Consider the following 16,542-nt stretch of genomic DNA (forward strand, 5'->3'; position numbering starts at 1 on the left):
GCGGAGGAGGGGACTGCTATCGTCCGCGCGCATGAGCCTTCCCGCTCGAAGCACCATGGCCGTGAAGGTCCTGCTCCCCACGGGCGTGACACTGGCGTGCGCCGTGCTCTGCCTGTGGCCCATGCTCGCGGGCGCGGCGCCGCGCTTCGGCCTCGCCGGCCTGTCCTCCAACAATCAGGTGCGCCTGCGCACGTCCACTGCCCACCTGGAGACGGTGCTGCGCGTGGACCTGCTGCCCACGCCCACGGACGTGTCTCCGGAGTCACCGCGCGACGCGAGCGCGGAGGTCACGCGGGTGACGGTGCTGGTGGATCCGCTGCTCGCGGCGGACGGCACGCAGGTGCCGGTGACGGTGCGCGTGGGCACGACGGAAGGCGCGGCGGAGGTGCCCATCTCCGTGCGGCAGCCGGTGACGGTGACGCTGTCCGCGGACCTGCCCGCGGCGGGCGACTACCACGGCCGCGTGGTGCTCCTGGGTGATGGCGTGCGGGAAGTCACCCCGCTCGTCGTGCAGCGAGTGGCGATGGCGCCCACGGTGCAGTTCTATCCGGTGGCCCCCGCGCGCGGTTGGACGCTGGGGCCGTTCTCCGGCAAGGCCACGGTGCGGCTGACCTTCCGGGAGACGGCGGGCGTGGGCGGCGCGGTGGGGCCCGCGGCGGTGGTGCAACTGGACCGCAGGGCGGGCGGCTCGGGTGACGGTGCCGCGCCCGTGCAGGCGCAGGATGCGAAGTGGTTCTTCCGAGGACCGGATGGCCAGCCGCAAGGCACGGGGAAGGAAGGCATCCTCCAGGTGCCCGCCTACGGCACCGGCCTGCTGAGCCTGGACGTGGACGACCTGCCGGAGTCCGGCGAGTACACCGGCACGGTGCGGCTGCTGGTGCCGGAGGGCGCGGCGGTGGAGCAGGCCTTCACCGTCTGGGTGAAGACGCCCGCGCTGTTCGGCGCGTTCCTCATCTTCCTGGGCGTGGTGACGTCCGCGGCGGTGCGCTTCTACGTGCAGCGCGTGCGCCCTCGCGTGAACCTGCGCAGCCGCGCGGAGTTCGCGAGACAGAAGCTGCTCTCGCTGGTGCCCGCCCGTCCGCTGGAGCGCGAGGCCACCGTGGCCGCGTCGCTGCGCCGCCAGGTGGACGCGCTCCTCGCGGACATCCAGCGGCCGCTGAGCGGGCTCGTCGTGCAGGACTCCGTGCTCGCCCTCTTCGAGGCGCGCCTCCAGCTCTTCTCCCTCTGGTCCGTGCTCCTGCGGCAGCTGGAGGGGCTCAAGGGCGTGGCGCTGCTGGACGCCGAGCGCAAGCTCAAGGCGGTGGAGACGCTGCTCCAGAATGATGAAGCCACGTCCGCGGACTTCACCGAACAGGTGCAACTGCTGCGCACGCTCGACCTGGAGGCGGTGGCCCGCGCGGTGCTGGAGGCGCGGCTGACGGAGCTGGAGCAGCAGTCGCGGACGCTGTCCTCCCAGCGCGGGGATGACCCCGTGAGCCGCCGGCTCCAGGGCGAGCTGCCCCTGTATGTGCTGCGCGCGCGTCAGCAGCTGCCGGGGCCCGACCTGGAGGCGTCGCGCCGGCTGGTGGAGACCGCGCGCGAGGCGTTCCTCGAAATCCTCCTGACGGACCTGGAGGATGCCTTCACCGCGAAGGAGCTGCCCGGCGGTTTCACGCAGGAGGAGTGGGCGGCGCTGCGCCTGCGCGTGGGCGAACAGCTGGCCCGGTCGCGGGCCCGCATGTCCGCGAGCGTGGACGAGGCATACCTCTACTACCAGTCCGCGCACGCGCTGTACCTGCGCGAGCTGGTGGACAACCTGGAGGAGGCGTTGACGCAGCTCCAGGCGCAATCCGGAGGGGGCCTGAACACGCTGGCGGACTGGCGAACCGCGGTGGACGCGCGGCTGGCGGCGGCGCGAGAGCAGTTGGACAAGGGCGAAGCAAACCTGGCCGCGGCGGAGTACCGCGCCGCCCGCGAGGACTTCGCGCGCCACGTCACGCTCCCGCCGCCCCCGGTGTCCACGGGCGGCCGGTTGGCCCTGGAGTCCGTCCCCTCCGCAGTGACGCTGGACCCCTTCTCGCAGCCGGCCATGGAATCGCCGCAGCCGTCGCCATCACCGCTGCCCGGCGGTCCCGCCACCGGGAACCTCTCCCCGCTGCCGCCGTCATCCACGAAGGCGAGCACCGACGCGCTGGTGAACCTGGATTGGATTCCCCTGCCGCGCTCGAGGGACTTGTGGAAGGTGGAGCTCGCGGTGCTGGGGATGATGTCCATCATCGCGGTGCTGCTGGGGCTCCAGGTGTTGGACGTCTTCGCGCCCACGTGGGGCGGCTCCGGTGGGTGGATGACCGCCTTCCTCTGGGGCTTCGGCCTGCATCAGGTGGGCAACGCCACCTTCGACGGCCTGTGGGGCATGGTGTCGCGGCTGGAGAAGTAGCCTCAGGCCTTCTTGCCGCGGATGGCTCGCGCGGCCAGCTTATCCACCAGCGCGGGCGCCACCAGCTTGAGCACCAGTCCCACGCGGCCGGTGAGCGTCATCACCAGCTCGCGCTCGCGGCGCTCCATGGCGCGCAGGATGAGGGCCACGCAGGTGTCCACGTCCATGGTGGGGCCCGCTTCGTCGCGAGGGCTCTGTCCCAGGGGCTGGCCCTCCGGACCCAGCGCGTGCGCGCGGATGTCCGTGGCCACGAAGCCCGGCGACACCACGAGCACGTCCGTGCCGGTACCCAACAGTTCGATGCGCAGCGAATCGAAGAAGCCCTGCATCGCGTGCTTGCTGCCGGCGTAGCCGGTGCGCATGGGCACGCCCGTCTTGCCCGTCAGCGACGACACGGCGACGAGCAATCCCTTGCGCGCCTTGATGTACGGCAGCGCGTGGAAGGTGCAGTGCACCGCGCCCAGGTAGTTGATGCGCATGAGGCGCTCATAGAGGCCCAGGTCCTTCACGTCCTCGAAGCGCGAGTGCATGGTGATGCCCGCGTTGTTGACGAGCACGTCCACGCCACCGAACGCCTCCACGGTGCGCTCCACCAGGCCGCGGCACGCCTCCGGGTCGCCCACGTCGGTGGGCACCGCCAGCGCCTTGCCGCCCGCGGCCTCGCACTTCGCCTTCACGCGCTCCAGCGCCTGGGCATCCCGCGCCGCCAGCGCCACGTTCGCGCCCCGGCCGGCCAGGGCCACCGCCAGCGCCTCGCCGATGCCCGCGGAGGCACCGGTGACAATCACGGTCTTTCCTTGCATGGCCCCATCCTCTCAGGGGCGCGGCCCTTCAGCCATGGCCTCCCGCGAACCGCTCCGCGAAGTGCAGTCCGCCAATGAGCAGCAGGCCACACAGGAAGCCCACCACGCGCTGGCGTGAGTCCGGGCCCCGGCGCAGCTCCGGCAACAGGTCCACCGCGCCGATGTAGAGGAACGAGCCTCCGGCGATGGCCAGCACCGTGCCCTGGAGCGAAGGCAGATACCGCGTGCCCAGCAACACGCCGGCGGCGCCCACCGCGGCGGTGAGCTGCACCGCGCCCAACGCGACCAGCGACCGCGCGCGAGTCCAGCCCGCGGCGCGCAGGAGCGCGTAGTCACCCACCTCCTGCGGCAGCTCATGGACGATGACCGCGAACGCGGTGGCGAAGCCTGCTTGAGGAGACACGAGGAAGGCCGCCGCGACCGCCGCACCGTCACCCACGTTGTGCAACGCATCCGATGCGAGCAGCGCGGTGGGCAGCGTGGGCGAGACCGGGTGCGCATGATGATGGCCGTGCGCGTGTCCGGCGGCGGCCTCCGCGTCGTGATGGTGATGGCCCAGGGCCCACTCCATGAACGTCAGCACGACGAAGCTGGCGAAGGCCCACGCGAAGGCGGCATCGCCCTTGGCCTCCACCGCCTTCGGCAGCACCTCCAGGAACACCGCGCTCAAAAGCGTTCCGGCGGCGAAGGCCACCAGCGCGGGCAGCCGCCGTTGCAGCCAACGTTCGGACAACACACCGCCCGCGAGCCCGGCCAGGCCGTCCAGCCCCACCGCGACAAAGACGAGCAGGACGGTCTGTGTATCCATCAGGGGGCCATCAGCCACGTGAGCACGTCCTGGGGACTGTCCACGTGCACGAAGTGGCCGGCGTCCGGGAGGAAGGCCACGGGGCAGCCGCCGTCCTCCAGGCGCTGGGCGCTCTCATCGGACACGTACCGGCTGCGACCGCCGCGGATGCAGCGCAGGGGCGGGTGCACGGGGCGCTCCACCGCGGGCCAGAGGTCCTCGCCGGTGACGCGGCGGTGGAGCCGGAGGAGCGCGTCGCGGTCGAAGCGCCAGCGCACGCCGTCACCGTCGGGCGTGAGGTTCATGAGGATCCAGTCCGTCAGCGGCTCCGACAGGCCGTTGCCGGTGAGGTTCGCGCGCAGGTCCTTGCGGCTGTCCGCGCGCGGCGGGGCCTTCAGCAGGATGTCCAGCACCGCGCCGCTGTCCGACAGGTTCACCGGCACGGGCCCGGGCGCGATGTCGAGCAGCGCCACGCTGCGCACGCGCTCGGAGGCCTCCAGGCTGGCGGCCAGGGACACGCGGCCGCCCAGCGAGTGGCCCACCCAGTCCACGGCGCCGGTGAAGCCCTGCGCGTCGAGCGTGTCCACCACGTCACGCGCGAGCGTGCTCAGGTCCGCGTCCGGATGCAGGGCCGGGGACGTGCCGTGGCCGGTGAGGTCGGGCAGGAGGATGCGGCGGCGCGGATCGGCTTTTGTCCACGCGACGGCCAGCGAGCGCAGGTTGCGGCCCGTCCCGAGGAATCCGTGCAACATCACCGTGAGCACATCCCCCGTGCCCACCTGAAAACTTTCGAGCACCACGCCACCACCGCCTTGTGTCGCATGCCTTGACCTGGAGGCACGCCTGCCGCTTCATACCGCGAACCCCCCTTTCGTCGAGGTGAACCCGATGGCATCCGTCTCCTGGTTGTTGCTGGCGCTCGGCGCCAACCCCGTCGCTGCTCCCGCCGCGGCCCAGGCTCCGGCCGACCCCAAGGTCGCGGTGGCCACGGTGTTGGACGACTGGCACCGCGCGGCGGCGGTGGCCAACGAGCCGCGCTACTTCTCCTTCTTCACGCCGGACGCGGTCTTCATGGGCACGGACGGCGAGGAGCGCTGGACGGTGGACCAGTTCCGCGCGTGGTCGAAGCCCTACTTCTCCAAGGGCAAGGCGTGGTCGTTCAAGTCGGTGTCCCGCAACGTGTTCTTCTCCAAGGACGGCCAGGTCGCCTGGTTCGACGAGGCGCTGGACACGCCCAATCTGGGCCCCGCGCGCGGCAGCGGCGTGCTGGTGAAGGACGCGGCCGGCTGGAAGATCGCCCAGTACAACCTCTCCGTTCCCATCCCCAATGACTTGATGGGCGAGGTGACGAACCGCATCGCCACGTACTCGAAGGCCAAGGCAGCCACACCGCCCGCCCCTGCAAGCAAGCCCGCGCCGAAGCCCTGACGCATGCCCGCCTGCGTCATGCCGGGCTTCATGACAGAACCATGACAAACGCATGGCGGAGCTGAGGCCCTCCGCCATTTCCTACGCTGTACGTTGGAGTCCTTCGCCGCGCTGTACCGGAGGCCCCAACGCATGCGTGTCATCACCCCCGACCTTCTCGTCGCGGCCGTGACGGAACTCTCCCGGGGATCGAAGCTGGTCCGACTGAAGGACGTTCAGGCGTGGTGTGAGTGGAACGGCGTGGACGCGCAGGGAGACGGCCTGCGGAACCAGGCGCTCTGGGAAGCGGAGCGCGCCGAGGCCCAGGGTCAGCGCCGGCTGCTGAAGTTCAAGAGCGGCGAGTGCAAGCAGTCCCGGCTGGGCTGGGCGCTCATCCCCCACGGGACCAAGGCGCGCGAGCTGGCCACGGACCTGCGCTGGTGCGAACAGGCGTGGAACGGCATGGACTGGGAGTGGGTGGGCGGAATCGCCCCCGTCCCCGAGCGCCGTCCCAACCGGCTGCGGAACGAGGAGCAGGCGCCCGCCTCACCGTGATCCCGGGGCGAGCAGGAACACCGCGCCCCAGTGGCTTCAGACCGCGTCCTGGATGTTGTTCAGGTACGTGTCGATGCCGTGCTTGCCATCCAGGGCGAAGACTTCGCCGTTCCCGGCGGAGTCGAAGGTGTGGATGGTCGCTCCTTCCGGATATTGGGTGGACGGGCCGCCGTTGAGGATGCCGATGCCGGGGAAGAGGCCGGACGCGATGCCGCTGACGATGTCCGTCACCGGGTTGAACGCGTGCGTGCCCAGCCACGTGGGCACGGGGTCCTGCTTGTTCACGTAGAAGGTGTATTTGGGCCCGTCCGGGAACGTCTTGCCCGCGCCCGCGAAGGTCGAGACGTTGATGTTCCCGAGCAGCGCCTCGCGCTTGTCGCGGTTGCCGTCGCCGAAGACGGGCAGGTTCCCCCAGAAGCCGCCCATGTCGTCCTTGATGCGGTTGTCCACGTCGCGCAGCGCGCTCGACACGATGGCGCCACCCTGGCTGTAGCCGGTGACGTTGACCTTCTTGCCGGCCTGCAGGTCCCTGTAGATGGCGTCCGCCAGCGTCTGGGCCGCCTTGTTGTCGCCAAGGCCCAACCGGTCCAGGCCCGTCTGCGTCACGTCCGCGGGCAGCCCCTCCGTGGCGTTGTAGATGGGCACCACGTTGGTGCCCGTCTCGTTCGCCAGCTTCTGGGCCTCGCCCGTGGCGTTCCCATCTCCCTGCGGCTGCGTGAGGATGCCGTTGACGTGGTACGTCGTCGGCGTCGGGGAGGCGATGGGCTTCTCCGGCTTGAACGGCGGCACCTCCGACACGGAGAACTTGTCCGGCGGATAGGCGTAGCCGTCCGAGCCCAGGTACATGCCGTCGTAGGTCTTCGGATCCGCGTTCGAGTCGATCTTCAGCGCGCCGCGAGCCACCTTCGTCGCGTCATCCAGCTGCACCGTGCCGGCCTGCACCGTGCCCGTGTTGGACTGGATGGGCGGCAGGTTCGCGTTGCCGGAGCTGGAGGACTGGGCGCTCTTCGCCTCGAAGACGTCCTTGGCCGCCAGCGGGCGGGCGAGCGCGTTCTTCGCCACGGGGCCGGTCTGTCCCTCCACGGCGCGCGGCGTCACCTGCCGGACTCCGCCTCTTCCCACTCCGTCGATGGACATGTCCCGGGCCTTCCGTGCTCGCGGTTCGAGGAGGTTATCGGGAGATGAGAAGAAGAGTTGTCCCGGTCAGGGCAGAACGCTGACGTGGATGCCCGGCGTGCGGCGCTCCGTCGCGCGCTCCACCACGCGGCCCAGGCGCAGCAGCAGGTGCTCTTCGTACGGGCGCCCCATGAGGTGCACGCCCACGGGCAGGCCCGCGCGGTCGAAGCCCGCGGGCACGGAGAGGGCAGGGCAGCCGGTGAGGTTCGCCAGGCGGATGAAGCGCATCAGCGCGTCCACCACCGGCAGGTTCGACTCTCCGGCAGGGAGCGTCGCCTCGGGGATGGCGGGCGCGGTGCTCGCCGTCGTCGGCGTGACGATGACGTCCACGTCCGCCATGAGCGCCAGCAGCTCGCGGGTCAGCCGGTGCCGGTGCCGCAGCGCGTGGATGAGGTCCGTGGCCCGGAAGTGACGCCCCAGCGCCAGGTTGGTGCGCGAGTCGAGCCCGAACACCGACGCGCGAGCCTTCACCTGCGGCAGCATCGCCTCCGCCATCTCACTCAGGATGATGCAGCTGTGCGTCCAGAGAATCGTGTTCAGGTCCGGCGCGGGAAGCTCCACCACCGTGGCGCCCGCGTCGGTGAGGGCGCGCACGGCCTCGCGGCAGCGAGCCACCACGTCCGCGTCCGCGTCTTCAAGATAAGGCGTGCAGATTCCCAGCCGGACGCCCTTCAACGCCCCGTCTTCATAGCCAGACAGGTGATGCGGAGGCTGCTGCCGGGCGACGACGTCGTGTCCGTCCGGTCCAGCCACAATCGCATACGCCGCCGCGACGTCGTCGACGGTGAGGCCCAGGGGGCCCACGTGCGCCACGTTCCAGCACAGCGGTGGCACGCCCGTCTCCGGGATGCGGCCCCAGGTGGCCTTGAGCCCGACGATGCCGCACAGCGCGGCGGGGATGCGGATGGAGCCTCCGCCGTCCGCGCCAATGCTCACCGGGCACAGGCCCGCCGCCACCACGGCCCCAGAGCCGCTGGAGCTGCCTCCGGTGATATGGCCCCGACTCCACGGGTTGCGCGCGGCGCCGTGGTGCGGGTTCAACCCGATGGGGTTGATGCCAATCTCCTGCATGTTGGCCTTGCCCAGGATGACCGCGCCCGCGGCCTTCAACCGGGCGGCCACGGTGGAATCGGCTTGGGCCGGCTCGGTGCGGAACGTGGTGCCCAGCGTCGTGGGGAAGCCCGCCAGGTCCAGCTCGTCCTTGATGACGACGGGCACACCGTCGAGCACGCTCAAGGGCGTTCCGGCGCGCAGCCGCTCCGCGGACGCCTCCGCGGCCCGCAGCACCTCCTCCGGCTTGCGAGAGATGAAGAGCCCCAGGCGGTCCGCGCCGCCGTCCAGCCGTTCAATCGCCTCGTGGACCTTGCGCGTCACCGCCACCGGATCCGTGCTCCCGTCCCGGTAGGCGCGAGCGAACGCCGCGACCGTCTCCTGCATCGGCGTCACGGGCGACGCGGCGGCGGCGCGCGCGGCTTGCTCCACCGGTGTCTGTGATTCGGAGGGCGGCGCACCCGGGGGCAGCGGGTACTGGATGGGCGGAGCATCGCCGGCGGACAGCTCGCGCCACTGCTCGATGCCGCTGTCCCGCATCAACTTCTCCACCAGCGCCGGGCCCACGCCGCCCCGCTCCAGCGTGTTGACCATGGCCTTGAGGGCCATGCCAGAGAGTCGCGGAGCCTTCACCGGAGCGCGTCGGTAGGTCATGACCCCCGAGCCTACACCCATGCACGTCCACGCATCAGGTCGTTCCCCGCGCCTGAAACAGCTCATAGATTCGAGTCATGCCCAAGATTGCCAGAGGCACCCGCCTGAAGCGCTTCAACCACTTGTCCAAGACGGAGAGTCAGGCGAGCGTCGCCACCCTCTCCGAGCGGATCCGCACCGAGTTCGCCCGGGTGCTCTGCATCCGAAAGACGCGGCGGGTGGAGGATGAAATCAAATACAACATCCACCCGAGGTACAAATACTACCACCTGGGCATCGACGCGGTGGAGCCCTCGCTGGACAAGAACTACTGGCACGCGGCGTTCACCGTGCTGCAGGGGCTGCCCATCCAGGAATACGACTCCTTCAAGTGCCCGGGGGTGGTCATCAGCAACCAGGCGGAGCTCGCTGGCTGGGGAAAGGGGGACCTGGGGCTGCCCACCAAGAACGTCCTCGAAAGCCGGTATCCCGGCCAGTTCCCCCGCACCGCGGCGCCGCAGGCCAATGGGAAGACCCTGGGGACCTGGGATCTGGTCAGCGCGAAGCTCGTGGAGATGCGGGAGCGGGTGAATGGCACCCGGCCCGACGTCAGCTCCACCGGAAAGCAGCGCGGCGTGGAGCGGAACATCGTCCTGGAGGACGGCACTTCGTTCCCGAGCGGCGTCATCAAGGCCCCCTACCTGAACGCGGCCTCCATCCCCTACGGCGAGGCCCAGGTGCACTACCTCCCCGAGCACGTCCTGGGCGTCTACGCGGAGCTGCTGAGCCAGCAGCAGATCACTGCGTATCAGCAGGCGGACAACGCGCGCACGGCGGAGGTTGCCCTCCAGGACGCCGTGGAGGCCATCCGGGGAGCTCTGGACCTGCGCTTCTACCTGAAGACCACCTGCAAGATGGCGGTGCCGCTCGTCGAGTACTCCCTGGGCGCCGTCACCCTCCACGCATCGCCCAAGGCGCTCATGACGGCGGCCGAGGCGAAGTGCCCCGCGGCCGTCATCGAGGCCGTGAAGGCGAAGATCCCCATTGGCATGTATGGCGATGACGCCTGAGCGTCAGTGGCCCGTGGGAGACGGAGGCACTTCCGTGTCGAAGATCTTGTCCGACCCCGGCTTGCCAAACACCATCGTCTGATGGGCTGGCGGGAAGACGGTGCTCGGGACGTGCATGCCGGACGCCTCCCAGTAGTGTCCGGAGGCATCCGTCGGCAGCACGAGCTTGGTGCCCAGCGCGCCGGAGGCCGCCTGGAGCACCTCGTAGCAGGTCCGGCAGGGCGTCTTCACGCCACCGATGAACGCCGGGGATGACTCGCTCAACAGTCCCGCCGCGTCCAGGTTCATGAGGATGGGATAGAACATCTGCTCCGCGTGGATGTCCTTCTTCGTGAAGGTCCCGCGGCCCTGCTCCGGCACGACCAGGTAGACGCGGCCCGGAGCCACCGCGGGCGCCGTCCAGGCCGTGTAGTCGTCGCCGTTCTTCGTGATGGTGAGGAGCTCGTGGTTCGCGCAGCTCAACGACGCCCGGAGCTGCTTGAAGATGTACTTCCATTGATATTGGAAGTACTCCGAATAGGCCGCCTCGGTGTTCGAGACGAAGGCCGCCTTGTAATCTGGCAGTCGATCCGTGTGGGACTTCTTCAGGTTGCGCTTGGAGGAGTTGATGGACCCCGCGCCCGTCTTGCCAATCTTGATCTGCCCAATCAGCGCCTTGAGCGTCCCGTGCGTGCCCAGCGAGTTCTCCAGCTCCAGCCCATAGGAGTAGTTGTTGGAGGAGATGAAGAGCGAGCCGTGCGCCCACATGGCCTGGAGCTCGACGGGGTTCATCGAGTCTCCGCCGAAGTCGATGGTGTAGAGCAGCGTGCACAGCCGCCGCATGAAGGAGTTGGGGCCCAGTTCGCGGTAATCCCAGACGGCGTCGCGGCCGACGATCTTCGCGGCGTTCACCACCGTGGGGGCGGACTGGCTCAGCCGGGGATAGCTGGTGCTGTTGACCGTCTCCCGGTGGGTCAGCAGGGTCTTGTATTGGTTGAGTGACACCACCCGGCCCGGGTGCGTGGTCGTCGTCTTCGGGTTCTGTGCATTCGACAGTGCCCCGAACTTCGTGTCGTAGTCCTGCCGCCGCCTCTTCACCTTCTGGTAGGCCCGCTCGGTGTCGATGCGCGCCTTGGCGTCATCGTCCTCCACGGGCTTCACGCTGAAGGTGGGGACCTCGTCCTGGAAGCCGTCGTCCAGCCGCCGCCGCTTGAGGTTCAGCACCGCCGCGTCCGGAGCGATGTCGAGCGAGCCGCTGACGTCGTGCCGCGCCGGGTTGAGCAATCCGGCCTTCTTGCGCTTCTGGGCCTTGTTGGCGTCCGTCGTCAGCGGGACGAAGAAGATGGAGTGGTTGTGTCCGCACGTTGGACAGTCCGGACGGTTCGCCTTCTCATCCGAGTAGGTGCTGGGCGCGGAGTACATCCATTGGCCCTTGCAGTCAGAGCAGCCGAAGAAGAAGGCCATCGTCGACAGCTTGTCGACCTTGCTGCTGCCGCCTTCCTTCGTGCAGTGGTTGCACGTCGGCATGTCGCCCGGCAACTCACTCTCCAGGAAGATGCCGCTGGTGTTCAGGCACTTCTGACACTTGAAGTAGTAGAGCATCGTCCACCCTGGGGGAGCGCCAGAAGCCGCATGATATATTACGCGGCGTCATGAGCCCGCGCCGCCGAATCCTCCCCCTCGTCGTGTGTCTGCTGGCGGTCGCTACTGGCTGCAAGAAGGAGGCGCCCGCCGCGCCTTCCAAGCCCGCCATCGGCCTGGTGCTGGGGCTGGGGGGCCGGGGCGACCACGCCTTCAACGACTCCGCCCTGCGGGGACTGGAGCTGTGGGCCGGGGGAGTGAAATACGAGAAGGCTGGATATCAGGACACCACCGCGTCCGAGCGGAAGGACTCGTTGGCGCCGGACGTCGCCGCGCGCGGGTGGGAGATGATTCCGCTGGGCATCACGCCGGTGGTCCTCCAGAGCCGCGTGGCGGAGGACTACGAGCCGAACCTCCAACTGCTCGCGGAGCAGCGCGTGTCGCTGGCGATGGGCGTGGGCTTCATGCTGGAGAACGCCGTGGAGACGGTGGCCCGGCGCAATCCCTCACTGCCCTTCCTGCTGGTGGACAGCCCGCTGCTGGACGCGCAGGGCCGGGTCATCACGCTGCCCAACGTGCGCACGGTGGTGTTCCGCGAGGAGGAGGGTTGCTTCCTCGCGGGAGCGCTGGCCGGGCTCGTCACGAAGACGGGCCGGGTGGGCATGGTGGGCGGGATGAAGATTCCCCTGGTGCAGCGCTACGAAGCCGGCTTCCGGGCTGGCGTGGCCGCGACGAATCCGAACGCCACGGTGCTGGTGAACTACACCGGCAGCTTCACGGACTTCGCCCTGGGCAAGCAGGTGGGGCAGGACCTGCTGCTCAAGAACACGGACGTCCTCTTCGCGGCGGCCGGCGTGGACGGCCTGGGTGCCATCCAGGCCGTGAAGGAGGCGCGCGAGGCGGGCAAGACCGTGTCTGTGATTGGCGTGGACTCCGACCCGTCCCACCTGGCGCCGGAGGCGGTGCTGTCCGCCGTCGTGAAGCACGTGGACCTGGTGGTGTACGAGGCCATCCGCGAACAGCGCCAGGGACGCTTCCAGGGCGGGAATGTCTCGCTCGGGTTGAAGGAGGGCGGCATGGGGCTGGCTCCCGTGCGGCTGGACTTCCCGGGCAAGGACGAGGCGCTGCGCACGGTGGAGGCGCTCAAGGCTCGCATCATCTCCGGGGAGCTGAAGGTGCCCACGCAGCCGCTCCCTGCCGGGACGGCTGGCGCCAATCCCTGAAAAGGGGCTCCCGCTCGCACGATTGGGAAACGGGCCTCCTGACGGGCCATGGCGTCGACGCGGGTGCGGATCTCCTCCAACGTCTCGGCGGGGAGCTGCCGGAGCCATTCCTCCAGGTCGCTCCACTTCTGCTGCGTGATGGGGAGCGGCGCGGCCAGATGGCGGCAGCAGTGGTCACACCCGCGGCGGCAGGGCCACCCGTCATGGGAGCCGGAGATGTCCGCCGCACGCGTCTCCACGCGTGCGTAGACGGACTCCAGTGCGCGTCGCGCTTCGTCTGGCGTGCCCATCGGAGCGAATTTTTATCGCTCCTTCGGCACTGTCGCATCCGTCCTTCGGAGCGCTACGCCCCGGCGGTCCAGCCACCGTCGATGTCGATGACCTGTCCGGTGGCGTACGCGCACGTGGCGAGGAAGTACGCCGCGTCCGCCATGTCGTGCACGGTGCCCGGCTTCTTGAGGGGCACCTTGCTCACGAGCGCGTCCAGGAATGCGCTGACCTGCTCCGGCGGGACGCCCCAGTCGATATCCGTGTCGCGCGTCAGCCCTGGGGACAGGACGTTGACGCGGATGCCCTTGGGCGCCAGCTCCACGGACAGCGAGCGGCCCATGGCGTTGACCGCGCCGCACAGGCCCGCGCCGCCCGAGTAGTTCACCAGCGCAGTGTGACCCGCGATGCCGGAGCACAGGATGATGGCGCTGCCCGGGGCCATCTTCGGCACCGCGTAGTGGCATGCGGAGAGCTGGCCGAAGAAGCGGTCGTTGAAGAGGGCCCGCCACGACTGCGAGGGCACGCTGTCCACCGCGCCGAACACGGCGCCACCCGCGCACGTCACCAGCAGGTCCACGCGAGGCACGGAGTCGATGAGCCGCTTCACCTGCGCGTCGTCGCCCACGTCGGTGACGACGCCCCGGGCGCCCCGGCCAATCTTCGCCGCCGCGTCCTCCAGGCGCTGCTGCCGGCGCCCGGCGATGACCACCTCCGCGCCCTCGCTGGCGAAGCGCTCCGCGATGGCGAAGCCGATGCCCGTGCTCCCGCCCGTGACGACCGCGATCTTCCCGTCCAATGCGCCCATGTGTGTGCCTCCCTGGAATGACATACGGACGGCCTGGGAGCGGCTGGCAGTTGCCCCTGCTTCATCCTCGGTGGAGCCCCCGGTCCCACAGGCCTGACGGCGAGTCTTGCTGAGAGGACTGCCCGGTCGCCATGGCCTGGCGGGGCAGGGCACCTGGGTGAAGCCTGGGCCGTGCGCGACACCCCCGGACCGGGGTAGACACACGGCATGTCCGCCCTGCTCGACAGCGGCGTGCGCCAGGGCGCGGAGGTTCGCTGCCCCGGGTGCATCCGCTTCATCCCTGCTGATGCCGCGTGCCCGCATTGCCTCTGTGGTGCCATCCCGCTGGAGCGCTATGGCTCCGCGCGGGCGTTGGTGAAGTCCGGCGTGGACCGCTTCTCCCTGGCGGCCCGCACCGCCGCGCTGGAGCCCGCCCAGGTGGCGGTGCTGGAGGCGCGCTACGCACGGCAGTGGGGCGCGGTGCAGCGCCTCGCGGAGGACGCCCGTCGCATCGAGCCCCTCCTCATCCAGCGCGGCTTCGTGCGGGAGCTGGAAGATGCGTGGGCGGTGATTCTGCCCATCGAGGAGGCATCCCTGGAGGAGATGCTCGCGCCCTTCAGTCCCATGCCGGACTCGGTGGAGTGGCTGGCGAGCAAGTCTCCGGATCCGACCCTGCGCCTGCTGGCGTCGCTCGCCTGGGTGCATCAGGGCACCTGGTCGCAGGAGGCGCGCTACTCCGTGCGCAACCAGCTGCTGCACGGCGAGGGCCGCGTGGCGGTGGAGGCCATGCTCGCGATGACGCGCTGGCGCAGCGGCCTCTCCCCCCGTTTGAACCAGGAGGAGCGCGAGCGGATCCGCACCCTCGCCCTGGGGGTGCTCGACGTGCCGGAGCTGTCCTCACGCGCCGCGGTCGCCTGGGTGCGCGCGTCGCACGAAGCGCCGCCGGACAATGTCTCCACCGCGCTCCGCCGGGGCCTGTATGGCATGGGCCCCGACGTCCGCTTCGAGTGCGCGCTGTGTCTCCACGACGAGGTGGAGGTCGCCCAGGCGCTGGACTCCTCCGATGCGGACCTCGCCGCCTTCGCGCGGCGCACCTTGAGTCAGTGGGGCTCACGCCGGCTGCTCACGCGCCTGCAGCGGGATGGGGACGCGGCCTTCGCCAAGGAGGTCCTCCGCGAACTTCCCACCCCTCCACCCGAGGGCGCCCTGGAAGCGATGCTCACCGTGTCGCTGCGCACGGTCGGGTCGCTCGCGGACGAGCTGCTCTCCTTCGCGAAGCGGCGCCCCTTCCGCGAATGGGGGCTGGAAGACCAGCGGCGCTGGGCCCGCTGGGCGCGCTCGGTGCTGAGTGACCTGCCCGCGGAGACCGCGCTCGACTTCTTCAGCTGGGCCGCCACGCCTCCCCGCGACGACCCCGAGCCCCCCGAGGAAGAAGAGTCCGAGGCGATGTGGGCCTTCCTGGAGGAGACCGTGCACGCCATCGACCGGGGCGCGAAGAAGGACCGCACCGAGTGCTTCCAGGACTCCTCGTTCGCGCGCTTCCTCCACCATTCGGGCGTGGACGAACAGCGGCGGCTGAACGACTGGGCCCGCGACCCGAACAGCGGCGAGGCCCTGCTGGAGGCGTTGCTCATGTTCCCCTCCAGGGCCCGGAACCTGAGCCTCATTCCGGAGCGCCCGAGCACGGAGAAGCACCCCGACCCCGGTCACTTCGGCCGGCTGCTGATGGCCGTCTGGGAAGGGCCGGGCCAGCACCTCCTGGTAGCGCCGCTGACCCGCGTGGTGCGCTCCTGGAGCTCCCTCACCGGAAGCGAGCTGTTCGTCGAAGCCGTGTGGAGGCGCTTCCAGTCCCATCCCGCCGAGCGCGCTCCCCTGCTCACCGCCTTCGCGGCCTGGCGAGACCGCCTGTGGGAGTACCAGTGCGACGTGGAGCCGGACGCGCTCGTGCGCTTCCAGACCTGGTGGCGCGTGGATCCGGAAGGGCTCTACCGCCAGACGGAGCAGCTGCTGGACCGAGTCCCGCAGGAAGCACTGCCCAAGAGGCTGCGCGCCCTCTGGGACGCGGCGGAGGAGCTGGTGGGCACGCGCCCGCGCACGGCGTCCCTCTCCGTGTCGAAGGGCGCCATGGCGCTGCGCAACGGGCTGGAGTCCCGCGACGTCCACGTCCTCGATGTCCTGGACGCGGAGCTGGAGCACTTCGAGTCGTGGCTCCCCGCCTTCGAACAGCGCGTGCGCGCCACGCAGTCCCCGCCGGAGGAGTCCAACATCCACCGCGACTTCCTGGACGACACGCACAGCGCGCTGCGGATGATGCGCGAGCGCCGCGAGCGCAGGCGTGAAGACGAGGAGCGCGAGCGGCAGCGCGCCATCGACCGACAGGTGGCCGAGTCCCGCCGCCGCGACCAGGAGCGCCAATTGGAGGCCCAGCGCCGTGAGGCCGAAGCGCTCCGGGCCCGGCAGGCGGTGGAGCGCGAACAGCAGGAGACGCTCTCCCGCGTGAATGCGCAGCGCCTGCTGGTGACGCTCCAGCCCCGCGTGCCGCTGAAGGACGTGGACCGCGAGGTGCTCTTCCCGGAGTCCGCCTTCCCCACGATTGTGGACTACGCGCGGATGATCAAGGCGATGCAGCAGGGCGGGGACGTGATGAAGCTCTTCGAGACCCTGGGGCTCACGCCCGCCACCTGGGCCGCGCAGGCCACCGCCTGGGGACAGGTGATGGTGGGCCGCATGGAGCTGGGCATGCGCTTCGGGGAGCTGCTCGGGGCGCCCTGGGAGTGATGTCCCCGGGCGCCTGGAGTGGAGGCCCGC

At 70.0% G+C, this 16,542-nt stretch carries 13 protein-coding genes; 6 read left to right on the forward strand and 7 right to left on the reverse strand.

Annotated features, from left to right (window positions below; all coding sequences use genetic code 11):
- The first annotated feature begins 55 nt into the window (after nt 1–55).
- Nucleotides 56–2,416: a hypothetical protein gene (locus D7Y15_RS07170; RefSeq protein WP_120578234.1), complete on the forward strand. Its 2,361-nt coding sequence runs from the start codon at nt 56–58 to the stop codon at nt 2,414–2,416.
- Nucleotides 2,417–2,418: 2 nt separating this feature from the next.
- On the opposite strand, the gene D7Y15_RS07175 is transcribed toward D7Y15_RS07170, so the two are convergent.
- The 3 genes from D7Y15_RS07175 to D7Y15_RS07185 are packed head-to-tail and all read right to left on the reverse strand — an operon-like array spanning nt 2,419 to nt 4,806.
- On the reverse strand, nt 2,419–3,219 hold the full coding sequence (locus tag D7Y15_RS07175) for an SDR family oxidoreductase (RefSeq protein ID WP_121752086.1): 801 nt from the start codon (nt 3,217–3,219) through the stop codon (nt 2,419–2,421).
- A 28-nt stretch (nt 3,220–3,247) separates the two neighbouring features.
- On the reverse strand, nt 3,248–4,045 hold the full coding sequence (locus D7Y15_RS07180; RefSeq protein WP_147452122.1) for a ZIP family metal transporter: 798 nt from the start codon (nt 4,043–4,045) through the stop codon (nt 3,248–3,250).
- Nucleotides 4,027–4,806, reverse strand: coding sequence for an alpha/beta fold hydrolase (locus D7Y15_RS07185; protein ID WP_121752087.1), 780 nt, complete (start codon nt 4,804–4,806; stop codon nt 4,027–4,029). Before D7Y15_RS07185 ends, D7Y15_RS07180 begins: the two co-directional genes overlap by 19 nt.
- An 88-nt stretch (nt 4,807–4,894) precedes the next feature.
- Here D7Y15_RS07185 and D7Y15_RS07190 point away from each other — a divergent pair, with 88 nt between their 5' ends.
- On the forward strand, nt 4,895–5,434 hold the full coding sequence (locus D7Y15_RS07190; RefSeq protein ID WP_121752088.1) for a nuclear transport factor 2 family protein: 540 nt from the start codon (nt 4,895–4,897) through the stop codon (nt 5,432–5,434).
- 132 nt (nt 5,435–5,566) lie between these two features.
- Nucleotides 5,567–5,968, forward strand: coding sequence for a hypothetical protein (locus tag D7Y15_RS07195; RefSeq protein WP_121752089.1), 402 nt, complete (start codon nt 5,567–5,569; stop codon nt 5,966–5,968).
- 36 nt (nt 5,969–6,004) lie between these two features.
- On the opposite strand, the gene D7Y15_RS07200 is transcribed toward D7Y15_RS07195, so the two are convergent.
- A complete protein-coding gene (locus tag D7Y15_RS07200; protein ID WP_121752090.1) occupies nt 6,005–7,105 on the reverse strand; it encodes a PE-PPE domain-containing protein in 1,101 nt (366 codons plus the stop codon).
- A gap of 66 nt (nt 7,106–7,171) precedes the next feature.
- Complete coding sequence (locus tag D7Y15_RS07205; RefSeq protein WP_121752091.1) at nt 7,172–8,848, reverse strand: amidase; 1,677 nt, start codon at nt 8,846–8,848, stop codon at nt 7,172–7,174.
- Between the two features lie 77 nt (nt 8,849–8,925).
- Between D7Y15_RS07205 and D7Y15_RS07210 the strand changes: the two genes are divergently transcribed.
- A complete protein-coding gene (locus D7Y15_RS07210; RefSeq protein WP_121752092.1) occupies nt 8,926–9,897 on the forward strand; it encodes a hypothetical protein in 972 nt (323 codons plus the stop codon).
- Nucleotides 9,898–9,900: 3 nt separating this feature from the next.
- Here the strand turns inward: D7Y15_RS07210 and D7Y15_RS07215 are convergent, their stop codons facing one another.
- Nucleotides 9,901–11,478: a hypothetical protein gene (locus tag D7Y15_RS07215; protein ID WP_121752093.1), complete on the reverse strand. Its 1,578-nt coding sequence runs from the start codon at nt 11,476–11,478 to the stop codon at nt 9,901–9,903.
- Between the two features lie 50 nt (nt 11,479–11,528).
- On the opposite strand from D7Y15_RS07215, the gene D7Y15_RS07220 reads away from it, so the two are divergent.
- Nucleotides 11,529–12,680, forward strand: a complete 1,152-nt coding sequence (locus D7Y15_RS07220) for a BMP family protein (RefSeq protein ID WP_121752094.1) — start codon at nt 11,529–11,531, stop codon at nt 12,678–12,680.
- A 343-nt stretch (nt 12,681–13,023) separates the two neighbouring features.
- On the opposite strand, the gene D7Y15_RS07230 is transcribed toward D7Y15_RS07220, so the two are convergent.
- Nucleotides 13,024–13,755, reverse strand: a complete 732-nt coding sequence (locus D7Y15_RS07230) for an SDR family NAD(P)-dependent oxidoreductase (RefSeq protein WP_120578223.1) — start codon at nt 13,753–13,755, stop codon at nt 13,024–13,026.
- Nucleotides 13,756–13,962: 207 nt separating this feature from the next.
- Between D7Y15_RS07230 and D7Y15_RS07235 the strand changes: the two genes are divergently transcribed.
- Nucleotides 13,963–16,512 carry a hypothetical protein gene (locus D7Y15_RS07235; RefSeq protein WP_121752095.1) on the forward strand — a complete coding sequence of 850 codons (2,550 nt, stop codon included), beginning with the start codon at nt 13,963–13,965 and terminating at the stop codon, nt 16,510–16,512.
- The last annotated feature ends 30 nt before the right edge of the window (nt 16,513–16,542 follow it).

Source organism: Corallococcus sp. AB030, assembly GCF_003668965.1.
Taxonomy (GTDB): domain Bacteria; phylum Myxococcota; class Myxococcia; order Myxococcales; family Myxococcaceae; genus Corallococcus; species Corallococcus exiguus.